10 protein-coding genes and 1 pseudogene are annotated in these 15950 nt (G+C 66.6%); 7 read left to right on the top strand and 4 right to left on the bottom strand.

The window, feature by feature from the left end:
* Positions 1 to 4 precede the first annotated feature (4 nt).
* Positions 5 to 841 (top strand): annotated as a pseudogene (locus AC3FKH_RS12865) (phosphatase PAP2 family protein); the annotation flags it as partial.
* Between the two features lie 163 nt (positions 842 to 1004).
* On the opposite strand, the gene paeA reads toward AC3FKH_RS12865, so the two are convergent.
* Both paeA and AC3FKH_RS12855 read right to left on the bottom strand, forming a co-directional pair.
* Positions 1005 to 2342, bottom strand: coding sequence for a polyamine export protein PaeA (gene paeA / locus AC3FKH_RS12860; protein WP_488676011.1), 1338 nt, complete (start codon positions 2340 to 2342; stop codon positions 1005 to 1007).
* 61 nt (positions 2343 to 2403) lie between these two features.
* Positions 2404 to 3378: a LysR family transcriptional regulator gene (locus tag AC3FKH_RS12855; RefSeq protein ID WP_488676009.1), complete on the bottom strand. Its 975-nt coding sequence runs from the start codon at positions 3376 to 3378 to the stop codon at positions 2404 to 2406.
* 142 nt (positions 3379 to 3520) lie between these two features.
* Between AC3FKH_RS12855 and AC3FKH_RS12850 the strand changes: the two genes are divergently transcribed.
* From AC3FKH_RS12850 to AC3FKH_RS12835, 4 genes are all read left to right on the top strand, one after another.
* Positions 3521 to 4801, top strand: a complete 1281-nt coding sequence (locus AC3FKH_RS12850; RefSeq protein WP_488676282.1) for a D-amino acid dehydrogenase — start codon at positions 3521 to 3523, stop codon at positions 4799 to 4801.
* An 88-nt stretch (positions 4802 to 4889) separates the two neighbouring features.
* Positions 4890 to 5816: a glutamate/aspartate ABC transporter substrate-binding protein gene (locus tag AC3FKH_RS12845; protein WP_488676007.1), complete on the top strand. Its 927-nt coding sequence runs from the start codon at positions 4890 to 4892 to the stop codon at positions 5814 to 5816.
* A gap of 174 nt (positions 5817 to 5990) precedes the next feature.
* The gene (locus AC3FKH_RS12840) at positions 5991 to 6803 is read left to right on the top strand and encodes a transporter substrate-binding domain-containing protein (protein ID WP_488676006.1); all 813 of its coding nucleotides are present in this window, start codon (positions 5991 to 5993) and stop codon (positions 6801 to 6803) included.
* A gap of 118 nt (positions 6804 to 6921) precedes the next feature.
* Positions 6922 to 7581, top strand: coding sequence for an amino acid ABC transporter permease (locus AC3FKH_RS12835; protein ID WP_488676004.1), 660 nt, complete (start codon positions 6922 to 6924; stop codon positions 7579 to 7581).
* A 68-nt stretch (positions 7582 to 7649) separates the two neighbouring features.
* On the opposite strand, the gene cphA (AC3FKH_RS12830) is transcribed toward AC3FKH_RS12835, so the two are convergent.
* Both cphA (AC3FKH_RS12830) and cphA (AC3FKH_RS12825) read right to left on the bottom strand, forming a co-directional pair.
* Positions 7650 to 10220 carry a cyanophycin synthetase gene (gene cphA, locus AC3FKH_RS12830; RefSeq protein ID WP_488676002.1) on the bottom strand — a complete coding sequence of 857 codons (2571 nt, stop codon included), beginning with the start codon at positions 10218 to 10220 and terminating at the stop codon, positions 7650 to 7652.
* Positions 10221 to 10250: 30 nt separating this feature from the next.
* Entirely contained in the window at positions 10251 to 12887 is a 2637-nt protein-coding gene (gene cphA, locus AC3FKH_RS12825; protein ID WP_488676000.1) for a cyanophycin synthetase, read from the bottom strand.
* A gap of 241 nt (positions 12888 to 13128) precedes the next feature.
* Between cphA (AC3FKH_RS12825) and AC3FKH_RS12820 the strand changes: the two genes are divergently transcribed.
* Together AC3FKH_RS12820 and AC3FKH_RS12815 are read left to right on the top strand one after the other, a co-directional pair.
* Positions 13129 to 15423: a cyanophycin metabolism-associated ABC transporter gene (locus AC3FKH_RS12820; RefSeq protein ID WP_488675999.1), complete on the top strand. Its 2295-nt coding sequence runs from the start codon at positions 13129 to 13131 to the stop codon at positions 15421 to 15423.
* Positions 15416 to 15919: a cyanophycin metabolism-associated DUF1854 family protein gene (locus AC3FKH_RS12815; protein WP_483730000.1), complete on the top strand. Its 504-nt coding sequence runs from the start codon at positions 15416 to 15418 to the stop codon at positions 15917 to 15919. The genes AC3FKH_RS12820 and AC3FKH_RS12815 overlap by 8 nt, the downstream gene beginning before the upstream one ends.
* The last annotated feature ends 31 nt before the right edge of the window (positions 15920 to 15950 follow it).

The following is a 15950-nucleotide window of genomic DNA, read 5'->3' as shown; positions in this document are numbered from 1 at the left end:
AGCCATGGATGCGCAGGCATTCCAACGTGATGGGCACTGGCTGATACCTGCCAATGTGCTAGGCGTGCTGGCGCTGTTCGCGCTGGCGGTCTTGCTGCTGTTCTGGCTGGTCCCGCTGTTGCTCATCCTCCTGCGGCCGCTGGTGAGCCGGCTGGATGCCTGGCGCGCCGCCGGCGCGTCGGCATTGGCCAGGCGCACTGCAGGCGACGGCGTCCCATCGCGGTTTCGTGCCGTGACGCTGCGGATGCTGGAGCGCGACGCCGCCGAGTTGCTGCTCGTCGCGGCCGCGGGCGCGCTTCTGTTGGCATGCGGCGGCGCGCTGCTCTGGCTGGTCGACGGGATTGCCGAGGAGCGGGGGCTGTTCGTGCTGGACCACACGGTATTCGCGCAGCTGCGCGCGTCGCGGCAAGGCTGGCTCGACGTCGCCATGATCGCCGTCACCGAGCTTGGCGGCGCACGGGTCTCGGTGGCGGTAGGCGTCGCTGTGTTTGCGTGGCTGGCGTGGCGGCGAGCATGGGCCACCGCGGCGTACTGGGCGGTTGCCTTGCTTGGCGCGCGCGCCTGCGTGGTGGCGCTCAAGTTCGGCCTGCAGCGCCATCGTCCGGCCAGCATCTACAGCGGGCTGGAGTCCTACTCGTTCCCCAGCGGCCATGCCACCAGCAGCATGGTGACCTATGGCTTCCTGGCGTTCCTGATCTGCCTGCGCCAGCCGTGGCGCGTGCGCGTCCCGGTGCTGGCACTGACCACCGTGGCCGTGACGGTGATCGGCCTGTCGCGGTTGTACCTGGGCATGCACTGGCTGTCGGATGTCGCGGCCGGGTTTGTGCTCGGGCTTGCGTGGATTGCACTGCTCGGCACCGCCTACATCACGCTGCATGTGCCGGCGCGCTTGCCGGCATGGCAGCTTGGCACTGTCGCGGCTGTCACGGTCATGGCGGCCGCCGCATATCTGGTGGCGTTCCGCCTGCCTGACAGGATCGCGCAGTATCGCCAGGCGGGTGCGCTCAGTGTCCCGGCTCCGGCTGCGGCTGCGGCGTCGCCTGGGCTGTCGTCGTCCCGGCCGGCAGACGCGACACCAGCAACTGATCGATCTTGTGATGGTCGATGTCCAGCACTTCAAAGCGAAAGCCCGCCACAGTGATCGATTCGGATTTCTTAGGGATGCGCTTGAGCGCGTAGATCACCAGTCCCGCCACGGTATCGACGTAGTCCTCGCCGGGCAGCGAATCGAGTTCGAGCGCCTTTTTCAGGTCGACCAGCGGCGTCAGGCCGTCCACCAGCCACGAGCTGTCGTCGCGCTGCACGATCTGCTCGTCTTCGCTTGAATAGAGTATGTCCCCCATCAGCGCGCCGACGATGTCGTCGAGCGTGACGATGCCGACCACCAGGCCGTACTCGTTCATCACCACGGCAAAGCTCTGGTGCATCTCGCGGAAGCGGGTCAGGGCTTCGGACAAGGTCAGCGTGTCGGGGATCACCAGCACGTTCTTGTCATGGTGACTGCCGATATTGCCCATCACGCTCGCGGTTTCGTCGGCCAGCAGCAATTGGAGGATGTCCTTGGAGTCGATGTAGCCCTGCACATCGTCGAGATCGTGCCCGCATACCGGATACTGCGCGTGCGGCTGGCTGACAAGCTTGCGCCGCACGCTGTCGGCGGTCTCGTCCAGGCTCAGGTAGACCACGTCGTCGCGCGGCGTCATGATCGCCGTGACGCTCTTGGAGTCGAGCTCGAACACGTTCTCGATCAGGCGAATCTCGTGCTTGAGCAGCACGCCGGCCTCGGCGCCGGCATCGACCATGGCGGCGATGTCCTCGGTGGTGATCTGCTCGACGGTCTTGGTCGGCAGGCCGAACAGCCGCAGCGTGGCATCGGCCGCGGCGTTGAATACGAACACCAGCGGCTTGAGCACGCGCAGCAGCATCAGCATGGGATCGATCACCGCAAGCGCGCACGCCTCGGGAAAGCTCATGGCGATGCGCTTGGGAATCAGGTCGGCAAACTGGATGAACAGCAGCGTCACGATCAGGAACGAGCCGATATTCGCGATGCGCTGCGCAATGCCGACCTCCATGTAGGGCGACAGTCCCGCGAGCACCAGGTCCGACACATGCTTTTCACCGAGGATACCGGCCAGGATCGCAACGCTGTTCACGCCGATCTGGACGATGGTGAAGAAGTTTCCGGGCTCTTCCTTGAGCAGCAGCACCTTGGTGGCGCGGCGATCGCCGCGTTCGGACAAGGTCTGGAGCTTGGTGCGGCGGGCGGCGGTCAGCGCAATCTCGGAAATCGAGAAGAAGGCGCTGATCAGGATGAGGAGGAGCAGGATCAGTACGAACATGGCTGGATACGGGCACCGTTCGGGCGCCTTGATGATGGTGCAGGCCGCGCGCGGCTGTCAATCAATCGCGCGCCCGCGATGCGCCAGCCGTGGTGGCGTCGAAGCTGGCGGCGGGCGCTTCGAGCCGCTCGGGCAGGGTGGCGGCCAGGGCCGAGGCGGCCTGCGCGAACTGATCGCGCATGTCGGCGACCAGGCTCGATGCCGCGCGGTGGCTCGCGCGCAGCATCTGTATTTCAAACGGCAGCGCGGGCTGCACCGCATGAAGCGACACCTTGCCGGGGTTGGCGCTCAGCGCGGTGTACTGGTCAAGCAGCGCCATGCCAAGGCCGGCTTCCACCAGCGCCAGTGCCAGGGAATACGTCTGGACCTCGAGCGTGGAGCGCGGCTCCAGCGCATGCCGCGCCAGCGTTTGCCGCACCAGCAGCCCGAGCGAGCTGTTGTCGTCGTAGCCGACAAAGGGCCGCTCCATCAGCTTGCGCATCGGCACCACATGGCGCCGGCCGCCGGCCGGCAGTGGCTGGTCGCGTGGTACCGCAAGCAGCATATGCCCGACGGCCACCGGCTCGCAGGTGATGGCTTCATGGCGCGGCGGCGAGAAGGCGAAGCCCAGGTCGATCTGGTTGGCAAGCAGCGCGCCGACGATCTCGTCGGTATGGTGGGTCAGCACCTGTACCTGGGTATCGGGGTAGCGCGCGCAAAAACCGCGCACCGCCGGCACCAGCAGCGGGCCCGCCAGGCTCGGCGTGGCCGCCACGCGCAGGCGGCCGACGCCCTTGTGGCGCAGGCTTTCCGACACGCGCCGTACGCGCTCGATCTCGCCATATAGCCTTTCGACATCGCCGTACAGCGCGGTGGCTTCCGGCGTCGCCTGCAGGCGGCCGCGCACGCGCTCGAACAGCCGGAAGCCGAGCGATGCCTCGGCGTGCTGCAGCACGCGCGTGACCACGGGCTGCGAGACGTGGAGCAGGCGCGCGGCCTCGCTGACCGTGCCGGTCAGCATGATGGCGCGGAAGACTTCGATCTGTCGCAATCGCATGATGAAGGTGCTGGTGCGGTGGTGCGGGGGGAACGTTAGCGGTCCATAGCCTGAAGACATATTCTGGCACGTATTGGCATTGGGCAAGCCGCGTGCGCTCGTCTACGCTGCTGCCATTGGATAGAAGGCGACAAAGATGGCAATGCGGGTAGTGATCGTGGGCGCCGGCGTGGTCGGCATGAGCAGCGCCTGGCGCCTGGCACAGGACGGCCACGAGGTGACGGTGCTCGAACGGCATGATGGCCCCGGCGAGGAAACCAGCTTCGCCAATGGCGGCCAGCTCAGCTACAGCTACGTGGCGCCGCTGGCCGGCCCGGGCGTGATGGGCAAGGTGCCGGGCTGGCTGCTGCGGCGCGACTCGCCCATGCGCTTCCGGCCCGTGGCGGACCCCGCGCAGTGGCGCTGGCTGGCCGCGTTCATGCGCGCGTGCAACGCTGCCACCAGCGAGGCGACCACGCGCAAGCTGCTGCGCCTGGCGTTCTACTCGCGCGACCTGATGCAGGCGTTCGTGGCCAGCGAAGGCAGCAAGGCGGGGGCGGGCACGGATTTCGATTTCGCGCGGCGCGGCAAACTGATTGTGCACCGCGATGGCGACGCGTTCGAGTCGGCGCGCCGCCTGCTTGACTACCAGGCCAGCCTGGGTTGCGAACAGCAGGCGCTGGACCGCGAGGCCTGCGTGGCGCTGGAACCCGCGCTACTCGGCATCCGCGACGAGATCGCGGGCGCGATCTATACGCCGAGCGAGGAAGTCGGCGACTGCCACCGTTTCTGCCTGTCGCTGGCACGCTTGCTGCAGCAACAGCCCGGCGTGTCGATGCGCTTTGGCACCATCGTGCAGGAGCTGGTACAGGAAGGGGATCGCATCAGCGGTGTGCGGACGGCGTCCGGCGTGGTGCCGGCCGATGCCGTGGTGGTTGCAGGCGGCATCGGCAGCGTGCCGCTGCTGCGTCCGCTCGGCGTGCGGCCGCCGTTATGGCCGCTCAAGGGCTACAGCATCACCGTGCCGCTGGCGGAAGGCGCGCGCGCGCCGCATATCAGCATCACGGATTTCGCCAACAAGATCGTCTATGCGCGCATCGGCAACACACTGCGCGTGGCGGGCATGGCCGACCTGGTGCGCGGCGGCGCGCGCATCGATCCGGAGCGCGTCGGCGCGCTGGTGACGCAGACGCGCGCGCTGTTTGACGGTATCGTGCCCGATATCCCGCTGGCGCAGCTGCAGCCGTGGGCCGGGCTGCGACCTGCCACGCCGGACGGCCTGCCGATGGTCGGACCGTCACGGCTGCGTGGACTGTGGCTCAATCTCGGGCATGGCGCGCTGGGCTTTACGCTCGCCATGGGCAGTGCGGGACTGCTGGCCGACCAGCTCGCCGGCCGCAAGCCCGCAGTCAATGCAGAGGAGTTTTCCGCCGCGCGCGCCTAGCCGCGCGGCAGCGGTTTTCAGTATTGCAGTACGTGGTTTCGATGGAATGCCTCGATCAACAAGCACCCTCAACAGAAGGAGCGCCAACATGAAGCAACTGCACACTAGCCGCACGCGGGTCCCCCTGCGCCTGCTGGCAGCCACCGCCCTCAGCCTGGTCAGCACATTCGCCGCCACGGTGGCCAGCGCCGCCGATGGCGACACGCTGCGCAAGATCAAGGAGAGCGGGGTGATCTCGCTGGGCTACCGCGAGTCGTCGATTCCGTTCTCGTACACGGACGGCAAGGAGGTGATGGGCTACTCGCACGAGATCCTGCTGCAGATCGTCGACAAGGTGAAGAGCGATCTCAAGCTGTCGAACCTGCAGGTCAGGCTCACGCCGATCACCTCGCAGAACCGGATTCCGCTGGTGCAGAACGGCACCATCGACATCGAGTGCGGCAGCACCACCAACAACCTCGAGCGGCAGAAGCAGGTAGCGTTCTCGAACAGCCTGTTCGTGTACGGCATCAAGATGCTGACCAAAAAGGATTCGGGCGTGAAGGAATTCACCGACCTGAAGGATCGCAACGTGGTCACCACCGCCGGCACCACGGGCGAGCGCCTGCTGGTCAAGATGAACGGCGAGAAGGCCATGAACATGAACCTGATCAGCACCAAGGATCATGGCCAGTCGTTCCTGATCCTGGAAAGCGGCCGTGCCGCGGCCTTCGTCATGGACGAGCCGCTGCTGTACGGCGAGCGCACCAAGGCCAAGAGCGCGGGCGACTGGGTGGTGGTGGGCGCGCCGCTGCAGACCGAGAACTACGCGTGCATGTTCCGCAAGGACGACCCGTCGTTCAAGAAGCTGGCCGATGGCGTGGTGGCCGATCTGATGACCAGCGGCCGCGCCGAGAAGCTGTACAACAAGTGGTTCATGTCGCCGATCCCGCCGCGCGGCATCAACATGAACTATCCGCTGTCCGCGGACATGAAGGCGCTGTTCGCCGCGCCGAACGACAAGGCATTCCAGTAAGGCGTTCCAGCAACGCGCGGCAGGGCAGGCAGTTATATAGCCATGATGAATCGTTATTTCGCTATCGATAGCGTTTGCGGTAGTGTTGAGGCCGATATAGGCTCATAGCAGCACAACCGGCCTGCAGGCCTTTACAAGAGGCTGCCGGCCATTCCGCATCCCACTGGAGAACATATGCGATCGATTCGTCATGGCTGGCTCAAAACCCTGCTGGCTGCCTCGCTGATCGCTGGCGCCGCCGGCCTTGGCGCCACCGCGGCCAGTGCCGCAGACCTGCTCGATACCGTCAAGCAGGCCGGCGTGCTGAAGATCGGCCTCGAAGGCACCTATCCGCCGTTCGGCTTCCGCAACGCCAGGAATGAACTCGACGGTTTCGATGTCGACGTGGCGCGCGCCGTGGCCGCCAAGCTTGGCGTGAAGCCCGAATTCGTCACCACCGAATGGAGCGGCATCATTGCCGGCCTGCAGGCCGGCAAGTTCGACGTGATCGTCAACCAGGTCTCGGTGACGCCACAGCGCAAGCAGGTGCTGGACTTCTCCACGCCTTATGTCTATTCGGCCGCCCAGCTCATCCAGCGCAAGGATGACAAGCGCGAGTTCAAGTCGCTCGAAGATCTCAAGGGCCACAAGCTCGGCGTGAGCCTGGGCAGCAACTACAACGACCTGGCCAAGTCGGTGCCGGGCATCGACGTCAAGACCTATCCCGGCGCGCCCGAATACCTGCGCGACCTGGCCGCGCAGCGCGTGGATGCCGCGCTCAATGACCGGCTGATGGTCAACTACCTGATCAAGACCGCCAACCTGCCGCTGCGTCCTGGTGCGGTCGTGTCGGGCGCCAATGCCGAGGTTGCCATTCCGTTCCGCAAGGACAACCCGAAGTTTGCCCAGGCCATCGACCATGCGCTGGACGACCTGCGCAAGGACGGCACCCTGACCAAGCTGTCGGTGAAGTGGTTCGGCTCGGACGTGACCAAGCCCGGCAAGTAAGCAGTCCCTACCCAGTCCCTGCCATTGACCAGTACCCCGCCCGGCAGCAGGCCGCGCGGGGTTTGCGCGCATCCCGGCGGGCCGTTACGATTGGCGCGTCTCTTCCTGCCTCCCGCAAATGTCCGCTCTCCAGCTCGTCTCCGATTCCATGCCCGTGCTGCTGCAGGGCACGCTGCTGACCATCAAGTTCGCACTGTGGTCGATGGCCTTCGGGCTGGTGCTGGGCACGGTGGTGGCGCTGATGGGCATCAGCCACAGCGCCATCCTGAAGGGCATCGCGCGCGGGTACGTCAGCATCATGCGCGGAACGCCCTTGCTGGTGCAGATCTTTGTCGTCTACTACGGCTTGCCGGGCATCGGCATCGCACTGGAGCCGACACCGGCCGGTGTGCTGACGCTGAGCCTCAATGTGGGCGCCTACCTGTCCGAGAGCATGCGCGGCGCGATCCTTGGCATCGCGCGCGGCCAGTGGCTGGCGGCGTATAGCCTGGGCCTGACGCCCGGGCAGACGCTGCGCTATGTGGTCGGGCCGCAGGCTTTGCGCCTGGCGGTGCCGAGCCTTTCCAACAGCCTGATCAGCCTGATCAAGGACACCTCGCTGGTGTCGGTGATCACGGTGACGGAGTTGCTGCGTACGGCGCAGGAAGTCATTGCGGCGACTTACCAGCCGTTGCCGCTTTATCTTGCGGTGGCGGTGATCTACTGGGTGCTGAGCACCGGGCTTTCGGGACTGCAGCATGTGCTGGAGCGCCGCCTTTCATTGCCGGGGCGGCACTAGAAAGCGCCCGGCCAAATAAAAAGGGCCAGCCCGTCGGGGCTGGCCCTTTGTCCATCCAGGCTGCTGGTTTAACCCTGCGCGACGCGGCTGGCGATGTGCGCCAGCGCTTCGTCCACCTGGTCCACCAGGATCAGGCAAAGATCACCAGCCTGCACCCGCGACAGCGACGTGTCGATGGCCACAAACTCGCCACGGATCTCGTCAATGGTGCTGGCGCGCGTGGCGCCCTGCAGGCCCTCGCGCAGCAGGGCGAGCACTTCGCCGTCCTCGCGGCCGCGCTGGCACTGGTCCTGGTAGAGGATCACCTCGTCGAATACGCCGCCCAGGATCTGGGTCTGCTTGCGGATGTCTTCGTCGCGGCGGTCGCCGGCGCCGCTGATCACCACCATGCGGCGCTTGGCCGGCATGGTCTGCACGGCATTACACAGCGCCTGGATGGCGTCGGGGTTGTGGCCATAGTCGGCAATCAGCGTGGCGCCCCGGTAGTCGAACACGTTAAAGCGGCCCGGGGCCGTCTGCGCGTCGTTGACGAAGGTCGCCAGGCCGCGGCGGATGATGGTCCAGTCAATGCCGAGCGCCCAGGCCGCGGCGATCGACGACATGGCGTTCTCCACCTGGAAGCCGATCGTGCCGTTGCGCGTGAGCGGGATCTCGGCCAGTGCAAAGCGCACTTCGTTGTCGCCTTCGGAGGCCACGATGTGGTCGCCGTCGACGAACACCACGCGCTTGCCCTGCGCACGGTGCGTGGCCATGGCCGGCTGGCCCGGGTCATGCGCGAAGAACGTCACCGAGCCGGGGCAGGCATCGGCCATGCGCACCACCATCGGATCCGCGGCGTTGAGCACGGCCATGCCGTGCGGCGCCACGTTCTGCACGATCACGCTTTTGAGCACGGCCAGGTCTTCCACCGTGCTGATGTAGGACAGGCCGAGGTGGTCGCCTTCGCCGACGTTGGTCACCACGGCCACGTCGCAGCGGTCGAACGCCAGGCCTTCGCGCAGCAGGCCGCCACGCGCGGTCTCGAACACGGCGGCGTCGACATCCGGATGCAGCAGCACGTTGCGTGCGCTGCGCGGGCCGCTGCAGTCGCCGGTGTCGATGCGCTCGCCACGGATATAGACGCCGTCGGTGCCGGTCATGCCCATGCGCAGGCCGCTGGTGGCCATCAGATGGGTGATCAGGCGGACCGTGGTGGTCTTGCCGTTGGTGCCCGATACCGCCACAACCGGAATGCGGCCATCATCGCCGTCGGCGAACATGGTCGACACGATGGCTTCGCCAACCGCACGGCCCTTGCCATACGAAGGCTGCAAGTGCATGCGCAGGCCCGGCGCGGCGTTGACTTCGACCACGCCGCCGGCCTGTTCCTCGAACGGCTTGAGCATGGTCTCGCACACGGCATCCACGCCGGCGATGTCGAGGCCAACCATCTGCGCGGCGGCCACGGCGCGCGCGGCGATGTCCGGGTGGACGTCGTCGGTCACGTCGGTGGCGCTGCCGCCGGTCGACAAGTTGGCATTGTTGCGCAGCACCACGCGCGTGCCCTTGGGCGGCACGGATTCCGCCGTCAGGCCCTGCTTGGCCAGCGTCGCCAGGGCGATATCGTCAAAGCGGATCTTGGTCAGCGAAGTCGCATGGCCTTCGCCGCGGCGCGGGTCGCGGTTCACTTCCTCGACCAGCTGGCGCACGGTATGCGAGCCATCGCCGATCACCTGCGGCGGGTCGCGGCGCGCCGCGGCGACGAGATGCTTGCCCACCACCAGCAGGCGGAAATCATGGCCCGGAATGTAGCGCTCGACGATCACGTCGGAGCTGATGTCCGAAGCGACCTCATAGGCCGTCATCACTTCTTCGCGCGTGCGGATACGCACGGCCACGCCCTTGCCCTGGTTGCCGTCGCGCGGCTTCACCACCACGGGGGCGTCGATTTCCTGCGCGGCTTCCCACGCTTGCTCGGCGCTGCGCACCGAGCGGCCCAGCGGCACCGGCACGCCGGCGGCATGGAGCAGGCTCTTGGTCAGCTCCTTGTCCTGCGCGATCGATTCGGCCACGGCGCTGGTCGCGCTGGTTTCGGCGGCCTGGATACGGCGCTGCTTGCTGCCCCAGCCAAACTGCACCATCGAACCCTGCGTCAGGCGGCGATACGGGATCCCGCGCGCCACGGCGGCGTAGACGATGGAGCCCGTGCTGGGCCCCAGGCGCACGTCTTCGTCGAGTTCGCGCAGGCGGTGCAGCGCGTCGTCCAGGTCGAACGGCGCGTCGTCGCGCGCGGCCAGGCACAATGCCTGGGCCAGGTCGAACGCCAGGCGGCCGACTTCTTCCTCGCTGTACTGCACGATCACCTGGTAGGTGCCGGGCTCCACGGTCTGCGCCGTGCGGCTGAACGTCACGGGGCAGCCGGCCGCGGCCTGCAGGCGCAGCGTGGCGCCTTCCAGCACGTGCGCGAGCGACAGCTCGCCGGCATCTTCGTCCGGATGCAGCGGCCCGATGTCGGGAAAGCGCGCGCGCAGGCGGTCTTCAAAGCCGGGCATGGCCATGACCATATCCGACAAGTCCGAACAGGCCACGATCGCCTCGATGGCGGTGTGGCGGCACCACAGGTTCGGGCCGCGCAGGGCCCGGATGCGAGAGACTTCCATAGATTCTGGGTTCCGTTCTTCTTCGGGCCGTCAGGCGCGGCGCTGGGGCTGGCCCATCCACTGGTGCACGCGGTCGACAGTGGCGCCGGGGGCGCCTTCGTCGCACTGCAGCACCAGCAGGTCACCGGCCACCAGCTGGCTGAGCGCGGTCTCGATGGCGTCGCGGCGCTTGCCTTCGTCGATGATCTTGGTGACGCGGCGTCCTTCGTACAGCCCCTGCTTGAGCAGCGCGCGGGCTTCGGTGTCAGGCAGCGCGCGCTTGACGCTCTCGTCTTCGCACAGGAACACGCGGTCAAAGCTGGCGCCCAGGACCTTGCCCTGGCGGACCATGTCTTCGTCGCGGCGCTGCACGCCGGCACCGTAGACGATCATGCGGCGTTCGGCCGGGAAACGGTCCAGCGCCACGGCCAGGGCCTCCAGCGCAGGCGTGTTGTGCGCATCATCCACCACGACGATGGCGCCGTTGCGCTCGAACAGCGTGAAGCGGCCCGGCACGTCGACCTGGCCCACGTCGAAGGTCACGATGCCCGCGCGGATCAGGTCGTTGGAGATGCCCAGCGCCCAGCCGGTGGCGACTGCCGCCAGCACGTTTTCCACCTGGAACGAGACGCGGCCGGCGTAGGTCACCGGAATGGCGGCGACATCGGTCAGCGGCGTTTCGCTTTGGCCGGTGGCCAGCACGACCTTGCCGTCGCGCACGAACACGGCACGCTTGCCGTTGGCACGATGCGCGACGATGGCCGGCAGTTCGGCGGACAGGCCGAAGAAGATCACGTCGCCGTCCGACAGCTCGGCCATTTCCACCACGCGTTCGTCGCGCGCGTTGAGCACGGCGGCGCCGTTCTTGAGCACCACGTCAACCTGGGTGCGCAGTACGTTGAACATGCGGTCTTCATCTTCGACGTAGTAGTCGCCCATGTGGTCGGGCGCATCGAAGTTGGTGACCACGCCGACCTGGCAGCGGTCATAGACCAGGCCCTCGGAAAGGATGGCGCCGCTGTCGTTCTCGAACACGGCGGCTTCCACCGCGCGGTTCATCAGGATGCGGTGGCCGGCGTCCCAGTTGGCGCGGTCGCCGCCCTGCACCAGGCGGCGGTCCAGGAACAGGCCGTCGCTGCAGGCGAGGCCGGTGTGCTTGCCCGACAGCTGCAGCAGGCGCGCGACCAGCTTCGCGACCACGGTCTTGCCGTTGGTGCCGGTAATGCCGACCACCGGGATGCGGCCGGGGTTGGTGTCGTCGTCCTCGGGGAAGAGGTGGTCGACGATGGCGCGGCCCACCGGGCGCGGCGTGCCTTCCGCCGGCTTGAGGTGCATGAGCAGGCCCGGGCCGGCGTTGACTTCCACGATGGCACCGCGTTGCTCGGCCAGCGGGCGCGAGATGTCCTCGGCCACCAGGTCCACGCCCGCGATATCCAGGCCGACCACGCGCGCGGCCAGCGCTGCATGCGCGGCCACGCTCGGGTGCACGCGGTCGGTGACGTCGAAGGCCACGTTGCCGGTGCGCTGGATCAGCACGGTCCTGCCTTCGGGCGGGACCGAGGTGCCATCCATGCCCTGGCGCTTGAGTTCCAGGCGCGCCGCCGAGTCCAGCCGGACGCGGTTCAGCGGATGGTCTTCGGTGCTGCCGCGGCGCGGGTCCGAGTTGATCTGCAGTTCGATCAGTTCTTCGATGGTCGACTTGCCGTCGCCCACCACGCTGGCGGTCTCGCCCATCGCGGCGGCGACCATGCGCCCGCCCACGACCAGCAGGCGGTGTTCGTTGCCAGGGATGAAGCGCTCGACGATCACGCCGTTGCCTTCCTCGATGGCCACCGCGTAGGCGGTCGCGACTTCTTCGCGCGTCACCAGGTTGGTAAAGACGCCGCGGCCATGGTTGCCGTCGTACGGCTTGACCACCACCGGCACGCCGATGTCCTCGGCGGCTTCCCAGGCGTCTTCGGGCGACTCGACCATGCGGCCTTCGGGCACCGGCACGCCGCACGATTCCAGCAGGCTCTTGGTGAGGTCCTTGTCGCGCGAAATGCTCTCGGCGATGGCGCTGGTGCGGTCGGTCTCGGCCGTCCAGATGCGGCGCTGGCGCGCGCCGTAGCCGAGCTGTACCAGGTTGCCGTCGGACAGGCGGATGGACGGGATGTCGCGGTCATCGGCGGCATCGGCGATGCACGCCGTGCTCGGGCCGAGGCAGTGCTCATCGACCAGGCGGCGCAGGTTATCAACGGCGGCGGGGACGTCGAACGGGCGATCCTCGATCGCGGCCATCACCAGGTCGCGTGCCGCGAACAGCGCGGCGCGCGTGACCTGCTCATGCCAGGCGCGCACGATCACCTTGTAGACGCCCCGGACCGGGGTCTCGCGCGCTTTGCCGAACCCGCCGGGCATGCCAGCCAGGTTCTGCAACTCAAGCGTCACGTGTTCCAGGATGTGGCCCGGCCATGTGCCTTCCTTGAGGCGCTGCAGGAAGCCGCCGCGCTCGCCAATGCTGCAGCGATGCTCGACCAGCGTCGGCAACCACGTCGACAGCCGTTCGTAGAACCCCGGAATCGTGTTGGAGGGAAAATCCTCCAGCTCCCCGATATCGACCCACGCCTCCAGCACAGGCCGATATGTCCACATATTCGGGCCGCGCAGCGACATGACATCGAAAATCTCAATGTCCTTCTTTTTCATTGAATTAGCTTGAGGCAATGGGCGGAAGCGCCCGAGAAATGGAAGCCTAACCTTTCAGTAACGTTACAGCATACGTCAGGTTGACTTCTTTGGCTGACATCCGATTGTGCAATGCATCAGGAGCCCCGCTGGTTTGCGTTATGTATACTTGCGGGCAAAATCGCGGGCCGCCAGTGTGCGGCCATTCTAAATTGTTTCAAGTTATGTCCGTTTCCGCTGGACGCTGCAAGGCGCGCCGACAATGACCCAATCCTCCCTGCCTGTCTCACAAAGCAACGCCCCGGACGAGCCCTGGCGGGCCGAAGCCGGCGCCGCGCTTCGCCCCGACGAGACCGTCCTGGCCGGGCTGGAACTCGACCTCGACGCGAGGCTGCATTTTACCCAAGGGTGGCTGGTTGTGACGGACCGGCGTCTTCTGGCTCGCGCTCCCGGTGAAAAAAGTGTGCGGGAATGGGCCATCGAGCCCGGTCTGCACCTCTCGCATACCGACCACGCGGGCGTTGGCACGCTCGAACTGGGGAATGACACGGCTCGCCTCGCCTGCTGGCGCTACACGCTTGGTTACAATCCCGCCGCGCTGCGACTGGTTGACCAGTTCGAGGCGCGCCGCGACGCGGCTGTTGCCGAGGTACCACAGGATGCCGGCGAAGTGCTGTGCCCCACCTGCAAGGCCCCGCTGCCGCCCGGCGAGGAGCAATGCCCGCAATGCAGCCGTGAACTGGAAACCCCGCCATCGACCTGGGCGCTACTGCGCCTGTGGCGCTTTGCGCGCCCGTACCGCTGGGAGCTGCTGACGGGTTTCCTCCTGACGTTGCTGTCCACGGCGGCCACGCTGGTGCCGCCGTACCTGACCATGCCGCTGATGGACAAGGTGCTGATCCCGTTCCAGAACGGCGTGCCGATCAACTATGACCTGGTGCGCCTGTACCTGGCCGGCCTGCTGGGCGCGGCACTGGTGGCCTGGAGCCTGGGCTGGGCGCGCACCTACCTGCTGGCGCGCGTGTCCGAGCGCATCGGCGCGGACCTGCGCACCACCACCTACGAGCACCTGCTGAAGCTGTCGCTGGAATACTTCGGCGGCAAGCGCACGGGCGACCTGATGGCGCGCATCGGCTCGGAAAGCGATCGCATCTGCGTCTTCCTGTCGCTGCACCTGCTCGACTTCGCGACCGACGTGCTGATGATCGTGATGACGGCGGCCATCCTTATCTCGATCAATCCGTGGCTCGCGCTGGTGACGCTGGTGCCGCTGCCGTTCATCGCGTGGATGATCCACCTGGTGCGCGACAGGCTGCGCCATGGCTTCGAGAAGATCGACCGGATCTGGTCGGAGATCACCAACGTGCTGGCCGACACCATCCCGGGCATTCGCGTGGTCAAGGCCTTCGCGCAGGAGAAGCGTGAAGTGGCCCGCTTCCGCGAGGCCAACAAGCACAACCTGGCCATCAACGACCGCGTGAATGCGGTGTGGTCGCTGTTCACGCCGACCGTGACGCTGCTCACGGAAATCGGGCTGCTGGTGGTGTGGGTGTTCGGTATCTGGCAGGTGTCGCACAGCGCCATCACGGTGGGTGTGCTGGTGGCTTTCCTGACCTATATCAGCCGCTTCTATACGCGGCTCGATTCGATGAGCCGCATCGTCTCGGTCACGCAGAAGGCGGCGGCCGGCGCCAAGCGCATCTTCGACATTCTCGACCACGTGTCGAGCGTGCCGGAGCCCCTGCGTCCGGCAAAGCTGGAGAAGGTGGAGGGCGCCATCGAAATGCGCGACCTCGGCTTCCGCTACGGCAACCGCGCGGTGATCCGCGGCCTGGACCTGTCGATAGCGCCAGGAGAGATGATCGGACTGGTCGGGCACAGCGGCTCGGGCAAGAGCACGCTGGTCAACCTGATCTGCCGCTTCTATGACGTGTCCGAAGGTGCGATCCGCGTCGACGGCATCGACATCCGTTCGCTGCCGGTTTCGGAGTACCGCCGCCATATCGGCCTGGTCCTGCAGGAGCCGTTCCTGTTTTTCGGCACGATCGCGGAGAACATCGCCTACGGCAAGCCTCACGCCACGCGCGAGGAGATCGTTGCGGCCGCACGCGCCGCGCATGCGCATGAATTCATCCTGCGGCTACCACACGGCTACGACTCGCTGGTCGGCGAACGCGGCCAGGCGCTGTCGGGTGGCGAGCGGCAGCGCATTTCGATTGCGCGCGCGCTGCTGATCAACCCGCGCATCCTGATCATGGACGAGGCGACTTCGTCGGTCGATACGCAGACCGAGAAGGAAATCCAGAAGGCACTGGATAACCTGGTGCAGGGGCGGACCACGATCGCCATCGCGCATCGTCTGTCCACGCTGCGCAAGGCCGACCGCCTGGTGGTGATGGACCGCGGCCAGATCGTCGAAGTGGGCGGTCACGATGAGTTGCTCGCACGCGAAGGTGCCTACTACAAGCTCTACCAGGCGCAAGCCCGCAACGTCGATACCGAGGACCAGCCGGCCGATGAGGAATCCCTGCTGGGCACGGAGACCGCCAATGCTTAATGACGCCAATCTCGACGCCGACGAAATTCCCGATACCGAATTCACGCTGAGCCGCAACGCGCTTGGCAAGCTGGTGCTGACGCTTGGCGACGGCACGGCGCACGAGGGCGTGGTGCCGGTGCGCGCCTTCCCGATCGGCGCGCCCGATGATGGCATCGGCATGATGAGCACGGATGGCCGCGAGCTGGCCTGGGTGCCGCGGCTCGACGGGCTTTCGGGACCGCAGCGTGCGCTGGTGGAAGAAGAACTGGCCGCGCGCGAATTCATGCCGGAGATCCAGCACATCGTCAGCGTCTCTACGTTCGCTACGCCGAGCGAGTGGACCGTGCAGACCGACCGGGGGCAGACCACCCTGGTGTTGCGCGGCGAGGAAGACATCCGCCGCCTGGCCGGCAGCACGCTGCTGATTTCAGACAGCCACGGCATCCACTACCTGATCCGCGACCTGATGGCGCTGGATCGCCACAGCCGCAAGATACTCGACCGCTTCCTCTGAGCTTTGCGCTGATGGCGGGGCGGGGCTGCTG

The organism is Cupriavidus sp. 21MJTG02-4, from assembly GCF_057798975.1.
The sequence above is the reverse complement of the archived record's forward strand: the minus strand, read 5'-3'. Positions and strand labels throughout refer to the sequence as shown.

Excerpts from the sequence above, each read along its gene's own strand:
- paeA (WP_488676011.1), bottom strand. The coding sequence starts at position 2,342 with ATGTTCGTACTGATCCTGCTCCTCCTCATCCTGATCAGCGCCTTCTTC.
- AC3FKH_RS12855 (WP_488676009.1), bottom strand. The coding sequence starts at position 3,378 with ATGCGATTGCGACAGATCGAAGTCTTCCGCGCCATCATGCTGACCGGC.
- AC3FKH_RS12850 (WP_488676282.1), top strand. The coding sequence starts at position 3,521 with ATGCGGGTAGTGATCGTGGGCGCCGGCGTGGTCGGCATGAGCAGCGCC.
- AC3FKH_RS12845 (WP_488676007.1), top strand. The coding sequence starts at position 4,890 with ATGAAGCAACTGCACACTAGCCGCACGCGGGTCCCCCTGCGCCTGCTG.
- AC3FKH_RS12840 (WP_488676006.1), top strand. The coding sequence starts at position 5,991 with ATGCGATCGATTCGTCATGGCTGGCTCAAAACCCTGCTGGCTGCCTCG.
- AC3FKH_RS12835 (WP_488676004.1), top strand. The coding sequence starts at position 6,922 with ATGTCCGCTCTCCAGCTCGTCTCCGATTCCATGCCCGTGCTGCTGCAG.
- cphA (WP_488676002.1), bottom strand. The coding sequence starts at position 10,220 with ATGGAAGTCTCTCGCATCCGGGCCCTGCGCGGCCCGAACCTGTGGTGC.
- cphA (WP_488676000.1), bottom strand. The coding sequence starts at position 12,887 with ATGAAAAAGAAGGACATTGAGATTTTCGATGTCATGTCGCTGCGCGGC.
- AC3FKH_RS12820 (WP_488675999.1), top strand. The coding sequence starts at position 13,129 with ATGACCCAATCCTCCCTGCCTGTCTCACAAAGCAACGCCCCGGACGAG.
- AC3FKH_RS12815 (WP_483730000.1), top strand. The coding sequence starts at position 15,416 with ATGCTTAATGACGCCAATCTCGACGCCGACGAAATTCCCGATACCGAA.